The sequence below is a fragment of the Candidatus Halocynthiibacter alkanivorans genome, assembly GCF_003333265.1.
Taxonomy (GTDB): domain Bacteria; phylum Pseudomonadota; class Alphaproteobacteria; order Rhodobacterales; family Rhodobacteraceae; genus Halocyntiibacter_A; species Halocyntiibacter_A alkanivorans.
On sequence record NZ_QOLB01000091.1, the window covers coordinates 14,501 to 34,968 of the forward strand.

Here is a 20,468-nt window from a genome sequence, read left to right on the forward strand (position 1 = left end):
GCGGGCAGCCAGAGATTAAAGCGGCATGTGGCCGGAAACACGTACTGACTGAGCCGCCCTGCCGGGCCCGCAGACGTATGGGGCGAAGCAGAAGGAGTGAAGCGGCGTGTTACCAGCTGAAATCAGCGGCGGTATTGGCAAAACTGCGCGTTAACATCGCCTTGTCATCCGTGCTGCCCTGGGCGCGCACCGCCACGTCGATCCGCTGGGCGGCATTAAAGCCCTGCGCGGCGTCAGCGGTTGGCGCCTGGCCATAGGCCGAGCTGTAGGCGACTACAAAGCGGGCGACGCCAGCTTGTTCTGCGTCTGCAAAGGGGGACTGTCCGGGGCGCAGGACAACCGCGCTCAATTCGCCATCGACCGTCACGGATGCGGGGAGCACCACAATATCGGTGCCGTCTGCAACAGCGCCCAGCGCAGGCACCACGCTGACATAGAAATCCAGCCCGCCGAGGTGGCCATCGGAGGTCTCGTCCGGATGGCTGTCACGCAGGGTTGTGGCCAGCATGAACCCCATGCGAAATTGCTCTGCCTCAGCAGAAGATGCGGGTTGAACAAGGGCGACATTAAAGCTGTGGGCAAGAGCGGGGCTGGCAGCGAAAGCGAGGCCAAGCAGCGCGAGAACGGCGAGGGGATTTTTATGTTTCATACCGACAGTTCACACGGATCTGTACCCTGTTCAATACACATGTCCGGGAGCCTTGGCCTGGAGGCAGCTCTCCGCCCACAGGCGTTTTTCGGACAGCGGCAGGCAGTGGCTGTGAGGGATGCGCCAGGTCAGATACCGGTGCAGATACCGGCGCAGATATGCCTGCCCAATACGCTTGCGCGTTGCGCCTGCCCACCCGCGGGCAAACGACCCTCCAGCAAAGCGGACATGGGATTTCGCTGTTCACGCTCAATGTCCAGCTGAGCGCGGACCCGGGCGGATTGGCCCATATTGGCGGGGGCATTCGCCCAGAGATCATGCCCCGCGCGGTTCTGATGGTGGGCATCCGGTGCAAGCCAGGCCACCCGGCCCCGCGGTATGCAGAGCACGAGTCCGGCGGCGAAAATGAGACCCTAATACAGGGAAATTCCGGGGTCCGTCGCCGGATATCTACCTGTTCAGAGCGGTCACAAATCATGGTGACACGTCCGGCGTGAAGGGCCGCGTCAGAAAAGACGACGCGCCAATTTCTGCGGTTTCAGACGCGCCGTCTGATCCACATTCATCAGGCGAGGTGCAAACGGGCCGCGCCGGGCACTCCGGCTTGATCATCGGCGGTGAGTATGACGATATGGCCGGGCGTGACGCCTGAAGCGGCTGGCGGCGCCATGCTGCCACCCGGTATTAGTCCAAACCGGCTGGCGGAGCACGCTACAGAGACCTGAGCGCAAATTGCGGAGAAAGAATGCAGCAACGTCAAATACTACAGGCTATCGGACTTATGCTTATCGCCATGGTCCTGATCCCGTCCGGCGATGCCGCCGGCAAGCTGCTGGTGGCGAACCACGGCGTTTCGCCACTGTTTGTCGCCTGGAGTCGTTTTCTCATCGGCGCGGTGGTCTTCCTGCCTTTTGCCGGGCGCTTTGAAGCCCGCTTGTTTCTCGACTGGCGCATCTGGCTGCGGGCTGTGTTTATCGTCGGTGGTATCAGTTCGATCCTGACGGCACTCCGCACCGAGCCGATATCCAACGTCTATGCCATTTTCTTTGTCGGCCCGATCCTGTCTTATTTCCTCTCCGCAATGCTGCTCAAAGAACAGATCAGCCGCAGTCGCACCACGCTGTTGCTGATTGGCTTTGGCGGCGTATTGCTGGTGGTAAAACCCGGGTCAGACATGGGGGCGGGTGCCGTCTATGCCCTGCTCGCCGGCGCATTTTATGGCTGCTACCTGGTCGCGAACCGCTGGCTCGTCACCGTTGCGCGCCCGCGGATGATGCTGTTGTCCCAGCTGATCATCGGTGCCTTGCTTCTGACCCCATTGGGTATCGCCGGAATCCCGCAGCTGAGCGCACCGGTATTCAGCCTGTCGATGCTCAGCGCGATTGCCTCCCTTCTTGGAAATCTCGCGTTGATCCTTGCCTATCGACGCGCAGAGGCCAGCAAGCTCGCACCATTGCTGTATGTGCAACTGATCAGCGCCGCCACACTTGGCGCCGTGCTGTTTGACAGCTGGCCGGACACGCTGGCGCTGCTCGGGATTTCAATACTGCTGACCACCGGTTTTGCCTCATTCCTGATCCGGCCGAAGCCGGCGGCAGCCCTGTCCTGACCGGGGGAAGACCGCTCCCTGGTTCAGAATGCCGTCGTCCCCCCGCCACTGCCGGTTCAGATAAAAGCCGCCAACCGGCAAAACGATCCGGAACGACGGCACTGGCATGAGGCTGACGCAGAGCCCACGCCAGTTCTGATCACGCGACACTCAGTCGGCGATGCCGTTTACGATTTGGGCGATGTTTTTCCTGAAGTGCCGGACCAGGTTTTTCAGCGGCTTGTTGTCGGTCGAGACCCATCTGGCTTCAAATGAGATCCGGGCAGGTTCATCAGGCTTCCAGATCTGCTTCTTGGGAATATGCGGCAGAATTTTGCTTCTGGGCAGCACCGCCGAGCCCAGCCCGTGTGCTGCCCAATCGGCCAGCACCTGGTAGCTGAGTGCTTTGCCTTCATATTCTTTGATCTCTTTGCGTGTGGTGCGCAGCAGAGATCTGGTGATTTCTGACAGACCGCAGGAGTCCGGAACCATCACAAATGTTTCGTCGCGGATGTCATCCACCATCACAGTGGAACTGGCCGCGTCGCCGTGGTCATTGATCAGGAACAGGTCTTCCTCATACAGCGGCAGGGCATTTTTATCGGAGATTTTCTTCAGAGACGGCACCAGGATGAGATCAAGTTCCAGGTTTTTCAGTTTCGCATCGAGCACGCTCAGATTGTCCTCGATCAGCAGCACTTCATGTTTGCTGTTCTGCGCCTTGTAGGAGTTGGTAAGCGGGGTAATGAACATGGTGCTGACCAACGGCGACATACCGATTTTCAACACCACGGAACCGGGATTGGAGAATTCTTTAGCGCTCTGGATTATCAAGTCCTCCAGCTGCAAAATCGACGCAATTTTGGGCAGTAACATATCCCCGAACGGGGTGATCTTTACCGATCGTGTGGTTCGGGTGAAGATTTTTTCGCCCAGTTCTTCTTCCAGTTTTGACACCCCGTTGGACAGGGTGGGTTGCGTCACATTGCAAAACTCAGCGGCTCTGCTAAAGGAGCTGAGCTCTGCTGTGGCTTTCACAAATTTCAGGTGAGACAGGTTCATGGCGCGCCGTTCATTGCTGTTTTCGATCAATAGAATCGTTTCACTCAGATTTCCTATAATGCGGGGTTCTGGTGCGTTTGACCACCTGGCCCCCTGCCCTTTGCCCAGCGCAGTCAGGTATCGGACCGTTGCCGCGCCGCCTGCCACGCGGCATTCATATCATTATTCGATAAATAGTATTTTTTAAATCAATTTCAAAATGAAAGCGGCGTTATTTATATCTGTGTCTGTCGAACAACCCCACAGACGAAGGAACACAATATGTCTGCTTACCTGCAAATCACCCTCAAGATCTCTGACAAAAACCGTGGCGCTGCTGCAGCTGTCTACAGCAAATATAAAGCCCCGTTTCTGAACACCGTTGCTGGCGCTGAGTCCAAATCGCTTCTGGTGCGCGACGAAGATGTTCAGGTTCTGCACGGTTTCGCCTCTACCGATGCGGCAAACGCCTACCTGAAAAGCGACATTTTCAACAATGACGTTGTCGGCGAACTTGGCCCGCTTCTGGATGCGGATCCCGTAGTGAGCATCTACGAAGCCCACTAATTCACTTTGCCACTCACGGCAAAATGCGTCTCTCCTGAAAACGGGTTGCGCATGTGACTGAGGGCGGGCAACCGCCCTCAGTTTCCAGAAGACATACAAATCGAAATGACCGCCATGTCCGTCTGAAATGCCGATAAGATCATCATGTGGGCAACAGATTTGGAACGTACAAAACATCACACGGTTGCACGGAAGTTTGACTTGGTGTGTCGGCCTCAAAGGAGCGAAAGTAGTGACAGATTCTATGACAGGAAGTTCCGTTGGCATGATGCTGGCTATGGGCTCGTTTTGCGTTCTGATATTGGTGCTGATGCTGCTGTCGGTCGCAGCGCTTGTTAAATACCTGTCTGGCAACCGCCAGAATATGAAACACGTGGAGAATTCCGATGCTGAATATGGACTTTAAACAACGCGTGGTCATCGACACGCAGCAACAAGACTGGCTGGCAAGCCCGAGCAAAGGTGTCTCGCGCAAACCACTGGCGCGTGAAGACGCGGAACGCGGGCACGCAACCAGCATCGTGCGCTTTGAGGCCGGCTCGGCTTTTAGCGAGCATACCCACCCGGGTGGCGAAGAAATTCTGGTGCTGGAAGGCACGTTTTCCGACGAAAATGGCGACTACCCGGCGGGCAGTTATATCCGCAACCCTGAAGGATCGCACCATGCGCCGTTCAGCAAAGAGGGCTGCGTATTGCTGGTCAAACTGCATCAGTTTGAAGACGGTGACGATGAACAACTGACAATCGACACCAACAGCACGGACTGGTTTGAAGGTCATGGAAACCTGCAAGTCATGCCGCTGCATAACTTTAACGGCGCATCGACAGCGCTGGTGCACTGGCCGGCGGGCGAGCAGTTTCTGCCGCATGTGCATTCTGGTGGTGAAGAGATTTATGTCATCAGCGGTGAGTTCATCGATGAGCACGGCCGTTACCCTGCCGGCAGCTGGATCAGAAGCCCTCATATGAGCAAGCATGACCCCCGCGTTGAAGTGGACACCACGATTCTGGTTAAGGTCGGGCACCTGCGGCCCTGACCAGGGCGCGGGGCAATGAAAATCGCCGCGACAGAAGAAACGCCATGCACTGCAGTCCGCAAACGCGGACAGCAAAAACGAAATGATGGCCAATGACTGGCCATCCCCATCTCAGGAGAAGCCCATGTCCAAATCCATCATGAATGACGTCGCCGACGCAAAATCAGCTGTGCCGTCAATCAGCCCTGAAGAACTCATCAAAGTACTGGGCCAGGACAATGTCCTGGTGGTTGACGTCCGCGATGCGCCAGAACTAGCCGGCACCGGAAAAGTCAAAGGCGCGCTCAACGTGTCGCGGGGCATGTTGGAGTTTCGCGCCGATGGAACGACCAAATTCCACGACGCCAGGTTTTCAAAAGACAAGATGATCGTAACCTATTGCTCTTCAGGAGGGCGCGCGGCACTGGCGGCGAAGGCTCTTATGGATCTTGGCTATCGTGACGTGAGACGGCTGGGCACCATTTCGGACTGGGTCGACGCCGGCGGGGAAGTTGAGCAGCCATAAACCAGATGTCGTTTCGTTTCTGGGCGTTAAAACGATCCGCTGACGCTCAGGGATTGGCGCCGCGAAAGCACAGGCAGGGCGGGCTGTCGGGGATTCTGAAGAGGTTCAGACACGGGATCAGTCTGAACAGCAATGCCCTGGTTTCGCTTTGGTCATATTCAGTTTCAGATTCAACCATTGACATTCAATTGATCGATTGAATAATGAAACAACTACATCCTCCTTTGCAACCCGTGCTCCGACGAACCGAAAGCAACGCCTCATGTCCGTATACGTCCCAATCCCCCTTCAGGCCGTTGGCACTGACTGTGCCGCAACCACTGCAGTCTGTAGCAAATATATAGATCCGTTTCTGAATTCACGTCCTGGCGCGGTGAGCAAATCGCTTCTGAAAAGGGCTCAAACCTCAAATTTCAACAGCGCAGAAACCTCTAAACTGACGAACGGACCAAGACGTTGACCCATGTATCTGACCAAAAACGCAATGTGCTGGTGCTTGCCGGTGCCCAGGCCCTGTTTCAAACCAGCTCGGTGCTGACCATGACCCTTGCGGGTCTGGTTGGCTTTCTGCTTGCAACGGACAAAAGCCTCGCCACCCTGCCGGTTGCGGCGATGATGGTGGCGGTTGCAGCGGTTTTGATCCCGGCCTCGCTGGTGATGCAGCGCTATGGGCGCAAAGCCGGCTTTCAAATCGGCTCTATGCTGGGGGTTTTCGCCGGATTGGCCGCCGCAGCGGCGATCTGGTCCGGGAGTTTCTGGCTGTTTGTAGGTGCCACGATGCTGATGGGCGGCTTTCAGGCCTTTGCGCAATATTACCGGTTTGCCGCCGCAGAGGCCGCCGATGACAAGTTCCGCAGCCGGGCCATTTCCTGGGTGATTGCAGGCGGGCTGGTTGCGGCATTCGCCGGGCCGAATATTGCCAGGGTAACTCAGGATATCGGTCCGGTGTCCTATATCGTTCCATTTTTGGCACTGTCGGCGCTGTCGCTCGTCTCAATGGCCCTGCTAACCCGCCTTTCCCTGCCAGATGTCGCGACCGGCGCGTCTGCAGAAAGCACCGCTGCCCAGGAACCCGCCCGCAGCCTGTGGGAAATCATGGGTCAAAAAGTGTTTCTGACCGCGCTCATTGGTTCGACGGTCGGGTTCAGCATGATGATTATGGTGATGACGGCCACACCGCTGGCGATGCAGATGCAAGACTATCTGCCCGGGGATTTTGCCACAGTGATCCAGTGGCACGTGCTGGCGATGTTCCTGCCATCGTTCTTTACCGGCAGCCTGATTGCGCGCTTTGGCGTCCTTTCGGTCATGGCGATGGGTATTGGCTTTATTGCAGGGCATGTCGCCATCGCGATGAGTGGAACTAGTTTTTGGCATTTTCTCTCCGGATTAGTTTTGATGGGGCTTGGGTGGAATTTTCTGTTCATCGGCGGCACGACGCTGCTGACGGAAGCATACCGCCCGGCTGAGAAAGCCAAGACACAAGCCGCGCATGATTTCCTGATGTTTGGCGCCGTCAGCCTTGCCTCGTTTTCCGCAGGCGGGCTGCTTGAACGCTGGGGCTGGGACGCGGTGACGCAGGCAGTGGTGCCGTTTCTTTTCATTGCGATCATCGCCGTTCTGAGCCTGGCCATATCCCGGAGAAACCTCAGGCTTTCAGAAATTTGACGCCCCTGCTGGCCGCCGCAAGCAGGGAAAAATTCAGCCTGACGACCTGCCGCTGAACACTTTGGCCTGCCTGCGGCGGCGCCCGGCTTACAAAATTCGCGATTTCGTCCTATGATGGCGCGCAAAAGAAGGAGACCAAACATGCTCTTCCGACAACTTTTTGACAAAACCTCCAGCACTTACACCTATCTTCTGGCCAGTCGGCGCGGCGGCGAAGCGCTATTGATTGATCCGGTTTTTGAGCAGACGCAGCGCTATCTGAAGCTGCTGGAAGAGCTGGATCTGAAGCTGGTAAAAGTTGTCGACACCCATGTTCATGCCGACCACGTCAGTGCCATGGGCAAACTTCGTGACGCGACCCGCTGTGTCACGGTTATGGGCGAAGAATCCCCCGCAGATGTGGTTTCCCTCCGCGTGCGGGACAATGATAAACTGACCATTGAAGGCGTCTCACTGACCGCGCTGCACACCCCGGGTCACACCATTGAAAGCTATAGTTTTCTGATGGGGGACCGGGTGTTTACCGGCGACACGCTGCTGATCCGCGGCACCGGGCGCACCGATTTTCAGAATGGCGACCCCTATGATCAGTATCACTCGATTTTCGACAGGCTGTTAAAACTGCCGGACAATACGCTGGTCTATCCCGGTCACGATTATAAGGGCGACACCGTCAGCACCATAGAAGAAGAAAAAGCCTGGAACCCGCGTTTGCAAGTGCGTTCGGCCGATGAATATGCCGAGATCATGAACAATCTCAACCTTGCCAATCCGGCGATGATGGATGTGGCGGTGCCTGAAAACCTGCACCCTGGCCTGCGTTCATCCGCGCAGCACCGGGTGCCGGTCAGGGAAGTTGCCGATATCCTCGCTGGCTGGCCGCTGAAGGGGTGCCGCTTTATTGACATTCGCGAGACAAGCGAACGCCGCCGTTATGGGGCGATCCCTGGCTCGATCCATGCGCCCTACGGCCATTTCGACCAGTATTTCAAGTCCTCTGAGGCGCTTGCTGCCCGCGAAAACTCTGACTGTTTCCTGCTCTATTGTGCAGTTGGCGAGCGCTCCACGCTTGCGGTGGAAATCGCCTCTGAACTCGGGCTGACAAATGTGTCACATATTCCCGGCGGGTTCACGGCCTGGATGAACGCAGGCGGACCGGTCGAAGAGATCAGCTGATCACAGCCCCAATACGGGGCTTTCCTGAGGTTTCGGTGCGGCTGGGCCATAATCCCCCTGGGTTCAGACCGTTCTCCCTGAAGGTTTTGGAGATAACGGAGTTGACGCTGCCTCGCTGACCGCGCTCTATCTGCGAGCCAGGTGGTCACATTGGGGTATTCAGAGCGTTGCAAACCAGTCAAAACAATCCCGCCGGCATGTCCCTGGCCTCAAGTCTGTCCGCAACGACAGGCCCTTTTCAGCGCGGCCAGCCTGCTTGCCCGGTCCCGTCGAGCGCAGCCACCAAAATCTCAAAGAAAATATGGGGAAACAATCAGTGACGGAAAAGATGTCATCAACCATGCGCTGCTGGGTCGCCGGGGAAGAACCCGGGCTTGAAAATATGGAACTGACAACACGCCCGAGACCTGTAGCAAAACCTGGATATGTTGTGGTCAAAACCGAAGCGGCTGCGTTGAACTTTTCCGATATTCTGATGGTTGACGAAAAATACCAGGTCCGCCCGCCGCGCCCGTTCACCCCTGGTCAGGAAGTGGCAGGCACAATTGTGGAAGTCGCAGCGGTCAGCCAGTGGAACGTTGGGGACCGGATCGCCAGTAAAGTCCTCTGGGGCGGCTTCGCGGAATATACCTCGGTGCGCGAGGATATGATGATCCCGGTTCCCGACCAGATGAGTTTTTCTGAGGCGGCCGCTCTGCCGGTGGTCTATCTGACATCTATGGTGGCGCTGCACGATTGTGTCTCTGTCGGCCCTGATGACCGCGTGCTGGTCCATGCGGCAGCGGGCGGCGTTGGCCTTGCGGCGGTGGAAATTGCCCATGCTGCCGGCGCTCAGGTGATCGCCACCGCAGGCAGCACTGACAAACTGGCGCTGGCCGCCGAGCACGGCGCGGACGTGCTGATCAACTACCGGGACGAGGACTGGAAAGACCAGGTCAATGCCGCCACAGACGGGCTTGGCGCCACGATCATCGTGGACCCGGTTGGCGGCGATGTGGCCATTCAGAGTCTGCGCTGCATTGCGCGGCGCGGCGCGCTTTTGATTGTCGGTTTTGCCTCGGGTAAAATTGCGCAACTGCCTTCAAATTACCTGCTGCTGAAAAATGTCACCGCCAGAGGTGTGGTGTTGGATCACGACCGTGACGCAGACGTGATCCGGCGTTTGACCGGGCTGACCGCCGCGTTGCTGGAGCAGGGGAAGATCAAACCGGTTGTGGACACCCGGTTTGAGCTTTCTGACCTGCCACAGGCGCTCAAGGCGCTCGGGCGGCGCGAAACGGTTGGCAAACTGGTCTTGCGAGTTCACTCGCAGGACGTGGCATGAGCGGCGCTGAACCCTGAACGACATCCGCATTCCGGATCTGACCCGGGGATGTCGGGGCTGTGTTGCACTTCCGTGCTTACTGTCCAGGGGTTGGGGATATCAGGATCGGGATGCCCGGGTTCGGTGATCGAAGCTGACATGCGCCAAAAGGCGCAAAATGTTTTCAGAAAATAAGCCCGGAGGGAATTTAGCTGCGTCGCCCTGAGGCTGCCTGCGGGACATTCCGTGCACGGCGGGTTCTGCTGAGCAACGGTAGTACGAAAGGTAAATGGGCGCAGCTTCGGGGAAGCCGCGCCCATCAATTCGGATCGGTTCAGATCAGTTCAGATCAAAACGATCCGCATTCATCACCTTGCTCCAGGCCGCCACGAAGTCGCGCACAAAAGTCTCTTTGGCGTCGTCCTGAGCATAGACCTCGGCCACGGCCCGCAGTTGCGAGTTCGACCCAAAGACCAGATCCACCCGGGTCGCGGTCCATTTCAGATCACCGCTTGCGCGGTCGCGACCTTCATAGGTGCCACCTTCAACCGGTGTCCATTTGGTGCTCATGTCCAGAAGATTGACAAAGAAATCCGCCGTCAACGCATCCGCGCCATTGCCAAATACCCCATGGGAGGCGCCGCCATGATTGGCCCCCAGTGCCCGGAGGCCACCCACAAGGACCGTCATTTCGGGTGCAGTCAGGGTCATCAGCTGGGCACGGTCCAGCAGCAGTTCCTCAGGCGAGACGCTGTACTGTTGTTTTTGGTAGTTGCGGAACCCGTCCGCAACCGGCTCCAGCACGGCCATGCTTTCGACGTCGGTCTGCGCCTGAGACGCATCGGTACGGCCTGGTGTGAAGGGGACTTCGACAGCGTGACCGGCATTGCTGGCCGCCTGTTCCACAGCCGCAGACCCCGCCAGAACGATCAGATCAGCGATCGAGACCTTTTTGCCGGGCTGCGCCGCATCGAACGCAGACTTAATGCCGTCCAGCACGCCGAGCACGCGGGCCAGCTTTTCGGGCTCATGGGCGTCCCAGTCTTTTTGCGGCGCCAGCCGGATACGCGCCCCATTTGCACCGCCGCGCTTGTCTGAGCCGCGGAAGGTCGCCGCTGAAGTCCAGGCGGTTGAGACCAGGTCAGCAATCGACAACCCAGAAGCCAGGATGCTGGTTTTCAACCCGGCAATGTCCCCAGCGTCCACCAGGTCATGATCCACAGCCGGAACATTGTCCTGCCAGAGCAGCTCTTCGGCCGGCACATCGTCACCCAGATACAGCGTGCGCGGGCCCATATCGCGGTGGGTCAACTTGAACCAGGCGCGGGCAAAGGCATCGGCGAATTCCTCGGGGTTTTCATGGAACCGCTTGGCAATCGGGGCCAGATCCGGATGCTGCCGCAGCGACAGGTCGGCGGTTGTCATCATGATCGGCACCTTCTTGCCGGACCCATCCACTTCCGGTGCGTGGTTTTCCGCAGCCAGGTCAATGGCGTGCCATACTTTGGCCCCCGCAGGCGTGTCGACCAGCTTCCATTCGTAGTTGAACAGCATGTCAAAGTAAGTGTGGTCCCAGGTGGTTGGCGTCGGTGTCCAGGCCCCTTCAAAGCCCGAGGTCGTGCTGTGCACGCCCTTGCCGCTCTCAAAGCTATTGCTCCAGCCCAGTCCCATGTCTTCAATAGCGGCAGCCTCCGGCTCAGCACCGACCAGTGCTGCGTCGCCGGCCCCGTGGCCTTTACCAAAGGTGTGGCCACCGGCCACCAGCGCCACGGTTTCCTCGGGCGTCATCGCCATACGGCCAAAGGTGTCGATCACGTCAAACCCCGAAGCTACAGGGTCCGGGTTGCCGTTGGGGCCTTGCGGATTCACATAGATCAGACCCATTTCCACAGCAGCCAGAGGGTTCTCGAGATCCCGGTCACCGCTATAGCGTTCGTCGGTCAGCCATTCACGTTCAGCGCCCCAGTAAATGTCTTCTTCCGGCTCCCAGATATCCGCACGGCCACCGGCGAAACCAAAGGTCTTGCCGCCCATGGATTCAATGGCGCAATTGCCGGCGAGGATCATCAGATCCGCCCAGGATATCTTGTTGCCGTATTTTTGTTTGAGCGGCCAGAGCAGACGGCGTGCTTTGTCGAGGTTGCCATTGTCCGGCCAGCTGTTGAGCGGCGCAAACCGCTGGGTGCCAGTTGAGCCGCCACCACGGCCATCGGCGGTGCGGTAGGTGCCGGCGCTGTGCCAGGCCATGCGGATAAACAGCGGGCCGTAATGGCCGTAATCCGCGGGCCACCAGTCCTGGGTGTCGGTCATCAGCGCATTCAGATCCTGCTTCAGCGCTTGCAGGTCCAGTTTTGCGAATTCTTCGGCATAGTTGAATCCTGCGCCCATCGGGTCGGACTTGGAGGAATGCTGGTGCAGAATTTTCAGGTTCAGCTGGTTGGGCCACCAATCCGTATTTGACCTGCCTCCAGACGTTGCGCTTTGGGCCCCGCCATGCATTACCGGGCAACCATTTTCGTTTGGGGCGTCTTTTCCGTCCATTTCATTCTCCGAGCTTGATGTTGTTACTGGCCTGGCCTGGTGGGGCACTTTATTGAATGCGGTCCACACTGACACAACAACCGTAGATAACCCGGTGCATAAAATAAAATTATTCTTTCTTACCTTGGCGATAGGCAAATCTTATGATGCACGTCAACATCGGGCAGCGAGACCTTCGCGATCCCCTGAAGCATATTGCGCGACGGTCTCTTCACAGCCCCCCGGCACAGTGCTGCGCAATGCCCTGCCAGTCAAAAGCTGGCCTGAGCGCGCAGTCCTGTTGCGCCAGACCAAAAGCGGACAATGGGGCTGCTTCCGGGAACTGCGGTCAGCACGTCACTCTGACGCTCAGCTGAGTATTTTTTTGAGCCGGCGATTTGGCTCGGTCAGCTCCTGCACCGCCGGCGATTGAGAATGCATCCATGCCGCCAGTTTTCACCCGCCATGTGTCGAAGCCGGCGCGGCTCCGGCGGGCAATTATTCGCCGGATTATTTTCTGGCCCGCCTCTCTCCCATGTTCGCAGTGAAGAATACACTCTTTCCAACACCTACCCGGCGCACGCAATGACCGGTTGTCCGTCATACGCCATGATAGCATCCAGGAGATTGCTTTCCTGACAGCGCTTGAGAAGGACTGCAAAATTTGTGGCGTTTCAGAGGAAGCGCAGCCATTTGCGCCAGTCAAATATTTTGCTCTCAGCGGCCCGTGAGGAAAATGCTCCTGCAAGCACCCGCCACCATTGATTGAGGGGGCAACTGGTCCGGTATGGGTGCATTCGGGCCACACGCGGCGGCGCATTTTTCTGCCTTTACCCTGACGGTCGGAGCTGACTTCCGGTGCCGTCTTTGTCGCCGTGCCGCTCGTGAGGCTGCAGCGGCTTAGCCGCGCACACCGCAGGTGATCTGTGAAACTATTCTGGCGGGTGGCGGCGCCCACTGGGGGCTGCGCGTCTCCGTCCGCGACAGGCATTGCGAAATGGACCCTGCATGCCTGCGGGACGTTTCTCTGACAAAAGCCCGTCAATACGCTGAAAAATGGCGCGCCGTTCTTCGTCTGGGCAAAAACCAGGTCAAGGCGTGGAAGACGCAAAGACGGCAAATGTCAGGACAGGCCATACCCTTGAAAAAGTTGCCGCTGAAACATTTGGGCAGCGGAAAGCCGAACTCAGCGGGAATGGGACGGCGGGCCGGCGAAACTCACGTCTCACGGTTCATGGGTTTCTGCATATGGGGAATTCATCTATGTCTGGAACGCCTGAAACATTGTACAATTCAGTGGCAGGTCACGGGGCCTGCCCCCAGGCACTTGCACCCCGCCCGTTCACATCGCTTCCCCTGTTAAGTGAGACTTAATCATGCCCCTTTCCAAGCCGCCTGCAGTCAACACGTCTGTCGAGGAACGCCAGACCAACGCGGCGGCCCGCCGCGCCAAAGGCGAGTTCGTTCGCGGTATCAGCGGGTTTCGCTCTGTTCTGGGTAAAGACGCCGACTTCCCCGCCGAGCCGGGCCGCTACCACCTTTTTGTTGCGCTGAACTGCCCGTGGTGCCACCGGGTGACACTGGCGCGAAATATCCTTGGCCTGGCTGACAGCATCACCCTGGACGTCGCCTTTCCCAGCCGGACAAATGGCGACGACGCTGTTGAGGCAAACCGCTGGGAATTCAACCCGCAACGGATCGCGCCCCTGACGGGAACGACGTTGCCGGAATGCACAGCAGAGACCGGCACAGGTCAGCAGTTCCGGCTGGCCAAACAGATCTACGAGGCTGAGGGTTCGGATGAAGCCAGCGTGCCGATCCTCTACGACAAGAAGACCAGCCGGATCGTGGCAAATGAAAGCGCCGAAATTATCCGGATGTTGAATGCGCAGGCCGGTCGGCTCGGCAGCACCCTGCCTGACACGGCCCGGCCCGATCTATATCCATCAGGCGATGAAAACGCGCCTCTGCGTGCAGAGATCGACACGCTGAATGAGCAGATTTACACTCACATCAACAATGGCGCCTACAAAGCGGGATTCTCCTCCAGCCAGGAGGTCTACGCCGAAGCCTTCGCGACCTATTTTGATACCCTGGGCGCGCTGGAGGCACGGCTCAAAGCCGATGACCGTCCCTACCTCGCCGGCGACAGGTTCACCGAGGCTGACCTGCGCCTGTTCCCAACGCTCTACCGGCACGATCCGGTGTATTATGTGCGGATGAAGCTGAACGGTGCCATGATCCTCGACTACCCACATCTCTGGCGCTGGTTGTGCCGCGTCTACGCGCTCCCGGGTGTGGCGGCGAGCAATTCGCTGGTGCACTGCCGGCAGGGATACTTTGGCCGGTCATGGAATAATGTTGTGCCGCTGGGACCGCTGCGTCCGATGGGCTATCCCGAAGCCTACGCCCATCCCGAACTGGCACGCTAGCCGGGATACGCTCAAGACTTGCGGGCAAAGCTGTCAGACAAGGTGACCTGCTTTTCCCGCCTCACGGGCCGGTATTTGCTCCGCCGCTTACAGCCAGTTCTGACTTTCTTGGGTCCCTCAATATGCGCCTATATTTTCGGTATAATGAAGAATGGAATGGTGCCAGGCGTGCCGGGCAAATCTCCAGTGTCATATTTTGCGCACCATCGTCAGTTGCTTGTGGTGCAAGATCGGTGAACTCAGGGGCATTGCTCCGGTGCTTGTCAGCGGCCCCTCCCTATTCAAAATCGCTGGCTGGAGGCCTCCGCTTTCGGGCGTACCGTGCCGCGCGTGATCTCTGCTGCCCCCGCATGGTCCGGTTCCTGAGGGCGCCCTGTGCCGGGTACTGAACGTGTCTGTGGGCGTGCCCGCCGGCCCGTTCAGCGCCTGATCCGGATGAAGTTTTACTCCGCCGAGGCAATTTCAGACTGAAACCAGTCGTAGATCTGATCCCGGCGTGTGGCTGGAATCCGGTTGGTTTCGAACTCGATAAATGTTGCGCCGGTCTGGTGGCTGATGCTCTGGCCAATTCTGATCAGATCGCCCCGTTTCAGGGACTCGTCAATCAGCCCGGAATACCCCAGCGCAACGCCCTCGCCTTCAATCGCCGCCTGAATGGTGAACTGATAGGTGTCATAGACATACCGCAGATCCTCCGGCACAAACCCGATTTTCAGCGCCCGAAACCACTCTTCCCAGTCCAGCCGGTCAGAGCCACTGGACTGGCTGTACAATAGCGGCAGGTTGCGAAAACTTTCAGGCGCCAGTTCCCCGGTCACAGGAAATCCCTCTTTTTCCGCAAACCAGGGGCTGCAGACCGGAAAAATATCATCGGGGAAAAGAGGCCGCATTTCACGCCCAAGCCAGCACTTTTCTCCCCAGAGGATACGGATGTCGATCATTTTGGGGTCCAGAACCTCGGGAAATTCAGAGGCGATCAGACGCAGCTCAATACCGTCCAGCATTTTGCGCAGCCGCGAAAACCTCGATTGCAGCCACATGGAGGAAAAACTGAAGCCGCAGGCGATGGTCAGCTTTCTGCGGTCCGATTTCCGGGTGAGCTGGGAGGTCACGTTGTTGAGATGTTCGAGGCTGATCTCGACGGCGGACAACAGTTCACGCCCGTCCGCTGTGAGTTGCAGCTTGTTGTGATCCCGCTCGAACAGAAACAGGTTCAACCGCTCTTCAAGCGCTGAAATGCGCCGGCTTACCGCGGGCTGGGTCAGGTTCAGCTCCCGGGCGGCTTTGGTAAAGCTCTTGAGCCGTGCCGCGCTTTCAAAAACGTGAAGTGCGCCGAGAACGCCGGTCAGTGTTGGATATCTTTGCATGCAAAAAAGTTATGCAATGACTGAGAATTTGTCCAGTTTTTTTGACCTTCCTGCCGTGGTTTACTGTCACACGCACATGCAGTGATCAATTCAGACAGCCCGCCGTGGCCGCCATTTGAACAGTTTCTGCAAGGACATGCCCGGTCAGGGTGATTTTGGGAGGAATAAAAATATGACCACACTCAGAAAAAGCGGTTTTGTGGCCGCAGCTGTGACGGGGCTTTTGCTGTCGTTGTCAGGCGCGGCATCCGCTGCGGAAGTTTTGAGAATCGGAACAGACGGCGGCGCTGAGCCCTGGACATTTACCAATTCCGGTGGCGAACTGATTGGCTATGACATCGACGTGGGCAACGAAATCTGCGCCCGGATCAGTGCCGAATGCGAGTGGATCACAACCGATTGGAACGGCATTTTCCCCGCTCTGAACCTGGGCAAATTCGACATTATCATGGCCGGCGTGAACGTCACTGATGAGCGCAAGCAGTCGATGGATTTCACCCGCAGCTACGCGGTCAGCCTGTCCAGTTTTGCTGCCAAGGAAGGCTCCAGCCTTGCGGCGTATCAGGCCTCCGTCGATGTGGTAAACCTTGATGACATGACGCCTGCCGCGCAGGCAGAAATCATTGCGTTACGGGCCGTTATGCAGGACCAGTCCGTTGGCATTCAGACCGGTAACAACACGGTGCCGTTTGTCGAAGAATTCTTCGGTGATCTCGATCTGCGTGAATATGATAAACTGGAAACCCGCGATCTTGATATGCAGGCTGAGCGGTTGGATCTTGGCATGGCCGGCGAATCCTACTGGAAAAAACTGGCGACCAAAGAAGAGGTCTCGGTTGTTGCTTTTGGTCCGAAGTTTGGCGGTGGCATCATCGGCGGTGACATCGCAGCGCCGATGAAACAAGGCCGTCCGGAGCTGAAAGCCAGCATCGACGCTGCGCTCAGCTCAATGGTTGCCGACGGAACCCTGGCGGAACTGGCGGTCAAGTGGCTCGGCTCTGACGCCTCGCCTAAAAAATAACCAGGGAGTTGGTTCATTGGTCTCTTCGCTTACTCAACCCGCACTCGAGGTTATCGACCTGCACAAGTCGTTCGGCAGCCTCGAGGTGCTCAAAGGCATTTCCCTGCAAGCTCAGGAAGGGGATGTCATTTCCCTGATCGGCAGCAGCGGGTCGGGCAAAAGCACGTTTTTGCGCTCCGTCAACATGCTGGAAATCCCGACATCGGGCACTATCCGGGTCGGTGGCGAAGAGATCAGACTCAAACCAGGACGGAACGGCGCCACCGCCATCGCCGACCGGCGTCAGATCGAACGGATCCGCGCCTCGCTTGGCATGGTGTTCCAGAACTTTAATCTCTGGCCACATATGACGGTGCTGGAAAACGTGATGGAATGCCCGCTTCACGTGTTGAAGAAACCCCGCGCCGAATGCCTCGACGAGGCGATGGAGTTTCTCAGCAAAGTGGGCATCGCCGACAAACGCGACCAATTCCCAAATCAGCTTTCGGGCGGGCAGCAGCAGCGCTGTGCCATTGCCCGGGCGCTGGCCATGCATCCGAAAGTGATGTTGTTTGATGAGCCCACATCGGCGCTGGATCCGGAACTTGTTAACGAGGTGCTGCAGGTGATCCGGTTGCTGGCAGAAGAAGGCCGGACCATGTTGGTGGTGACGCATGAAATGCGCTTCGCCCGGGACGTTTCCAGTGTTGTTGCATTCCTCAGCGACGGGCAGATCGAAGAGCAGGGGCCACCAGAGCAGCTGTTTGGCAATCCTGAATCGCAACGTTGCAGAGACTTCCTCTCCCATTTCCGGGACGAGGCCAAAAGCAAGCACGGCTAGTACAGCAGAACTGGATCAGGATCATGGAACTTCTCATATGGGGTGACCAGGGCTGGGGAGATGAGCTCTTCACCGCCTCGCTGATGACCATCGCAATCAGCCTGTCATCTTACGCTGTCGGGCTTGTCTTTGGCTGCATCGGTGCCGCGCTCAAACTGGTTGAAAACCGGTGGGCGAATATTTTGGGCGAGATTTACACCACGGTGTTCCGGGGCATTCCCGAGTTGTTGGTGGTTTATCTCTTCTTTTTCGGCGGCAGCCTTGCCGTCATGTCCGTTGCAAGTGTGTTTGGTTACAACGGCTATATCGAAGTGGATGCGTTCATCGTCGGCATGCTCGCGATCGGGGTGGTTGCCGGTGCTTATGCCGCGGAGTCTTTACGCGGCGGGTATCTCGCGATCCCCAAAGGCCTGATCGAAGCCGGGCTCGCCTGTGGCATGACCCGCAGTCACCTGGCCCGGCGGGTCATTTTCCCGCAGACGTTGCAATACGCACTGCCAGGACTGAGCAATCTGTGGCTGATCAATCTGAAATCCACCGCGCTGCTGTCCGTCACCGGGTTGGTAGAGCTGACGCGTCAGGCCAATATCGCGGCGGGGTCGACTTACAAATTCCTCTACTTCTACATTGTGGCGGCGCTGATCTATGCCGCTTTGTCGTTCTTTTCCACAATTGTCATCAAGCGGATCGAGACCTGGTCCAATCGTGGCACCGTCCGGATAAAGGTGTAAACGCCATGGATTTTGAACTCATGTGGGATGCGATCCCAAAAATCGCGGCGGGCATTCCGACAACGTTGCTTCTGGCGTTTGCCGCCGTCAGTTTTGGTTTTGTGATCGCGATCTGCGCCGCCATCGCCATTACCACCCAACGCCCTGTCGCCGGGCCGGTCGCACGCAGCTACATCTATCTGTTTCGCAGCACGCCGCTGCTGATTCAGCTGTTTCTGATCTATTTTGGTCTGGGTCAGTCGGAAGCCGTGCGGGCCAGTTTTCTCTGGCCGGTTCTGCAGTCCCCCATGTGGTGTGCCATCATTGCGCTGGCCCTGAACACCGGCGCGTTTTCGGCTGAGATTTTCCGTGGCGCATTGTCAGCAGTGCCAAACGGGCAAATGGAGGCGGCCCGGGCCGGCGGCATGTCCTGGTGGCTGAGCTTCCGGCGCATCCAGTTTCCGGTCGGCATGCGGATCGCGCTGCCTAGTTATGGCAACGAGTTGATTATGATGATCAAAGCGACGGCGCTTGCCAGCACGGTGACGGTTCTTGATGTGACCGGCATTGCCCAAAAACTGATCTCGGCAACCTACAAGCCCATCGAAATCTTTATCGTTGCCGGCGCTTTCTACCTGATCATGAACCTGGTGCTGACCCGTGTCTTGAAAGTGGTCGAAAACCGGGTCTCCAAGCATTTGTGATCCCCACATGACGCTTCTGCAAGAAAGTACTGAAATGACATTTCCTCTGTCCAGGGTTCGCGCCAGTTTTCCCGCTTTGCATGTGAAAGACCAGGGCCGGCCGCGGGTCTATCTCGACAATTCGGCGGGCACGCTGATCGCGGGCCAGGCGGCGGACGCGGTTGCCAAAACCTATTGCGAGCACAACACTTATACCGGCGTATTTGACAGTTTTTCGACCGATATCGATGCGCTGGTCGATCACAGCTATGCGTCGATGGCCGCGTTTCTGGGATCATCAGATCCGGGCGAAATCATCATCGGCGCCAATGCGACGACGGCCACGTTTCAGCTGGTCAACTCGATGCGTCATATGTTCGGGCCCGGCGATGAAATCATCGTCACCCACAGGGATCATGAGGGCAATATTTCTCCCTGGCTCCGACTGGCGGAAGAAACCGGCGCCACCATCCGCTGGCTCGGCTTCAACACTGACAGCTGGCAGAATGAAACAGATGAGCTGCGCGGGTTGCTGAATGAGAACACCAAACTGGTGGCGTTGAACTATGTCAGCAACCTGACCGGCACCATTGCCGATGTGGCCGGCATGACGAAGATGGCCAAGTCTGCAGGCGCGCTGGTGTTTGTCGACGGCGTGCAATACGCGCCGCATTTCCTGGTGGATGCACCGGCGATTGGCTGCGATTTTTTCTCCTGCGCGCCATACAAGTTTTTTGGCCCCCACCTTGGGGTCATCTGGGGCCGCCGCGCGGTTCTGGAAAATTGCCGCCCCTACAAGACCCGGGTGTCGCCGGAACAATTGCCCGACCGTTTTATGGTGGGATGTCCGCCGTTTGAGTTGCTCGCCGGATTGTCGGGCGCGATAGGGTATTTTGAAAGCCTTGGGCAATGGGCTGGCGGAACGGGATCCCGCCGCGAACTGCTCAGCAGTGCTTTTCAATCGATTGAGGCCTGTGAGGCGGCGCTTTTTGCACGTCTGCTTTCAAAACTTCAGGATTTTCCGCAGTTAAAGTTTTTGGGCCCTGGTGTCACCCCAACCAAGGGTGCAAGGGCGCCAATCCTGTCGTTCTACAGCAAAGACGGTCAGCTTGCTCAGGTTTCAAAGGCGCTCACTGCGCGCGGCATCCACTTCCACTGGGGCAAGAAGTTTGCCTTTGAAGCGAGCAACTACCTGGGGCTGGGTCCCGACGGGCTTATGCGGATCGGCCTGTCTCACTATAATTCCGTCGAAGATGTTGATGCTTTTGCCGACGGCCTGACGGCAGCTTTTTCAAAAGCATAACCGGACGGCGTAGCGGTTCAACCCTGCGCTGCCATCCGCCGCCGCATACGACCGGTCTGTCCCTGAGGCCCTGGAGAA

18 protein-coding genes are annotated in these 20,468 nt (G+C 57.7%); 14 read left to right on the forward strand and 4 right to left on the reverse strand.

Going from position 1 to position 20,468, the window contains the following annotated elements; translation table 11 throughout:
- Nucleotides 1–109: 109 nt before the first annotated feature.
- Complete coding sequence (locus DWA01_RS10820; RefSeq protein WP_114285855.1) at nucleotides 110–649, reverse strand: hypothetical protein; 540 nt, start codon at nucleotides 647–649, stop codon at nucleotides 110–112.
- Between the two features lie 745 nt (nucleotides 650–1,394).
- Between DWA01_RS10820 and DWA01_RS10830 the strand changes: the two genes are divergently transcribed.
- Nucleotides 1,395–2,258, forward strand: coding sequence for a DMT family transporter (locus DWA01_RS10830; protein WP_114285857.1), 864 nt, complete (start codon nucleotides 1,395–1,397; stop codon nucleotides 2,256–2,258).
- Nucleotides 2,259–2,408: 150 nt separating this feature from the next.
- Here DWA01_RS10830 and DWA01_RS10835 read toward each other — a convergent pair whose 3' ends face one another.
- Nucleotides 2,409–3,299 (reverse strand): LysR family transcriptional regulator, encoded by an 891-nt coding sequence (locus DWA01_RS10835; protein ID WP_136057716.1) that lies wholly within the window; start codon nucleotides 3,297–3,299, stop codon nucleotides 2,409–2,411.
- 261 nt (nucleotides 3,300–3,560) lie between these two features.
- On the opposite strand from DWA01_RS10835, the gene DWA01_RS10840 reads away from it, so the two are divergent.
- The 7 genes from DWA01_RS10840 (at nucleotide 3,561) to DWA01_RS10865 (ending at nucleotide 9,555) form a co-directional block, all read left to right on the forward strand.
- Nucleotides 3,561–3,845 carry a hypothetical protein gene (locus DWA01_RS10840; protein ID WP_114285859.1) on the forward strand — a complete coding sequence of 95 codons (285 nt, stop codon included), beginning with the start codon at nucleotides 3,561–3,563 and terminating at the stop codon, nucleotides 3,843–3,845.
- 232 nt (nucleotides 3,846–4,077) lie between these two features.
- Nucleotides 4,078–4,251, forward strand: a complete 174-nt coding sequence (locus DWA01_RS23105; protein ID WP_160116010.1) for a hypothetical protein — start codon at nucleotides 4,078–4,080, stop codon at nucleotides 4,249–4,251.
- Nucleotides 4,232–4,882, forward strand: a complete 651-nt coding sequence (locus DWA01_RS10845) for a cupin domain-containing protein (protein WP_114285860.1) — start codon at nucleotides 4,232–4,234, stop codon at nucleotides 4,880–4,882. Before DWA01_RS23105 ends, DWA01_RS10845 begins: the two co-directional genes overlap by 20 nt.
- Before the next feature lie 124 nt (nucleotides 4,883–5,006).
- On the forward strand, nucleotides 5,007–5,387 hold the full coding sequence (locus DWA01_RS10850) for a rhodanese-like domain-containing protein (protein WP_114285861.1): 381 nt from the start codon (nucleotides 5,007–5,009) through the stop codon (nucleotides 5,385–5,387).
- Nucleotides 5,388–5,843: 456 nt separating this feature from the next.
- Nucleotides 5,844–7,055, forward strand: a complete 1,212-nt coding sequence (locus tag DWA01_RS10855; RefSeq protein WP_200832555.1) for an MFS transporter — start codon at nucleotides 5,844–5,846, stop codon at nucleotides 7,053–7,055.
- 141 nt (nucleotides 7,056–7,196) lie between these two features.
- The gene (locus DWA01_RS10860; RefSeq protein ID WP_114285862.1) at nucleotides 7,197–8,231 is read left to right on the forward strand and encodes an MBL fold metallo-hydrolase; all 1,035 of its coding nucleotides are present in this window, start codon (nucleotides 7,197–7,199) and stop codon (nucleotides 8,229–8,231) included.
- Nucleotides 8,232–8,547: 316 nt separating this feature from the next.
- The gene (locus tag DWA01_RS10865; RefSeq protein WP_160116011.1) at nucleotides 8,548–9,555 is read left to right on the forward strand and encodes an NADPH:quinone oxidoreductase family protein; all 1,008 of its coding nucleotides are present in this window, start codon (nucleotides 8,548–8,550) and stop codon (nucleotides 9,553–9,555) included.
- Between the two features lie 318 nt (nucleotides 9,556–9,873).
- Here the strand turns inward: DWA01_RS10865 and katG are convergent, their stop codons facing one another.
- Entirely contained in the window at nucleotides 9,874–12,075 is a 2,202-nt protein-coding gene (gene katG, locus DWA01_RS10870; RefSeq protein WP_114285864.1) for a catalase/peroxidase HPI, read from the reverse strand.
- A gap of 1,355 nt (nucleotides 12,076–13,430) precedes the next feature.
- Between katG and DWA01_RS10880 the strand changes: the two genes are divergently transcribed.
- Entirely contained in the window at nucleotides 13,431–14,486 is a 1,056-nt protein-coding gene (locus DWA01_RS10880) for a glutathione S-transferase C-terminal domain-containing protein (RefSeq protein WP_114285866.1), read from the forward strand.
- 443 nt (nucleotides 14,487–14,929) lie between these two features.
- Here the strand turns inward: DWA01_RS10880 and DWA01_RS10885 are convergent, their stop codons facing one another.
- A complete protein-coding gene (locus tag DWA01_RS10885) occupies nucleotides 14,930–15,853 on the reverse strand; it encodes a LysR family transcriptional regulator (RefSeq protein ID WP_114285867.1) in 924 nt (307 codons plus the stop codon).
- 172 nt (nucleotides 15,854–16,025) lie between these two features.
- On the opposite strand from DWA01_RS10885, the gene DWA01_RS10890 reads away from it, so the two are divergent.
- The 5 genes from DWA01_RS10890 to DWA01_RS10910 are packed head-to-tail and all read left to right on the forward strand — an operon-like array spanning nucleotide 16,026 to nucleotide 20,390.
- Nucleotides 16,026–16,874, forward strand: coding sequence for a transporter substrate-binding domain-containing protein (locus DWA01_RS10890; protein WP_160116012.1), 849 nt, complete (start codon nucleotides 16,026–16,028; stop codon nucleotides 16,872–16,874).
- A 16-nt stretch (nucleotides 16,875–16,890) separates the two neighbouring features.
- Nucleotides 16,891–17,694, forward strand: coding sequence for an ABC transporter ATP-binding protein (locus DWA01_RS10895; RefSeq protein WP_114285869.1), 804 nt, complete (start codon nucleotides 16,891–16,893; stop codon nucleotides 17,692–17,694).
- A gap of 23 nt (nucleotides 17,695–17,717) precedes the next feature.
- On the forward strand, nucleotides 17,718–18,425 hold the full coding sequence (locus DWA01_RS10900; protein WP_114285870.1) for an ABC transporter permease: 708 nt from the start codon (nucleotides 17,718–17,720) through the stop codon (nucleotides 18,423–18,425).
- A gap of 5 nt (nucleotides 18,426–18,430) precedes the next feature.
- Nucleotides 18,431–19,108 (forward strand): ABC transporter permease, encoded by a 678-nt coding sequence (locus DWA01_RS10905; RefSeq protein WP_114285871.1) that lies wholly within the window; start codon nucleotides 18,431–18,433, stop codon nucleotides 19,106–19,108.
- Between the two features lie 34 nt (nucleotides 19,109–19,142).
- On the forward strand, nucleotides 19,143–20,390 hold the full coding sequence (locus DWA01_RS10910) for a cysteine desulfurase-like protein (protein WP_160116013.1): 1,248 nt from the start codon (nucleotides 19,143–19,145) through the stop codon (nucleotides 20,388–20,390).
- Nucleotides 20,391–20,468 lie beyond the last annotated feature (78 nt).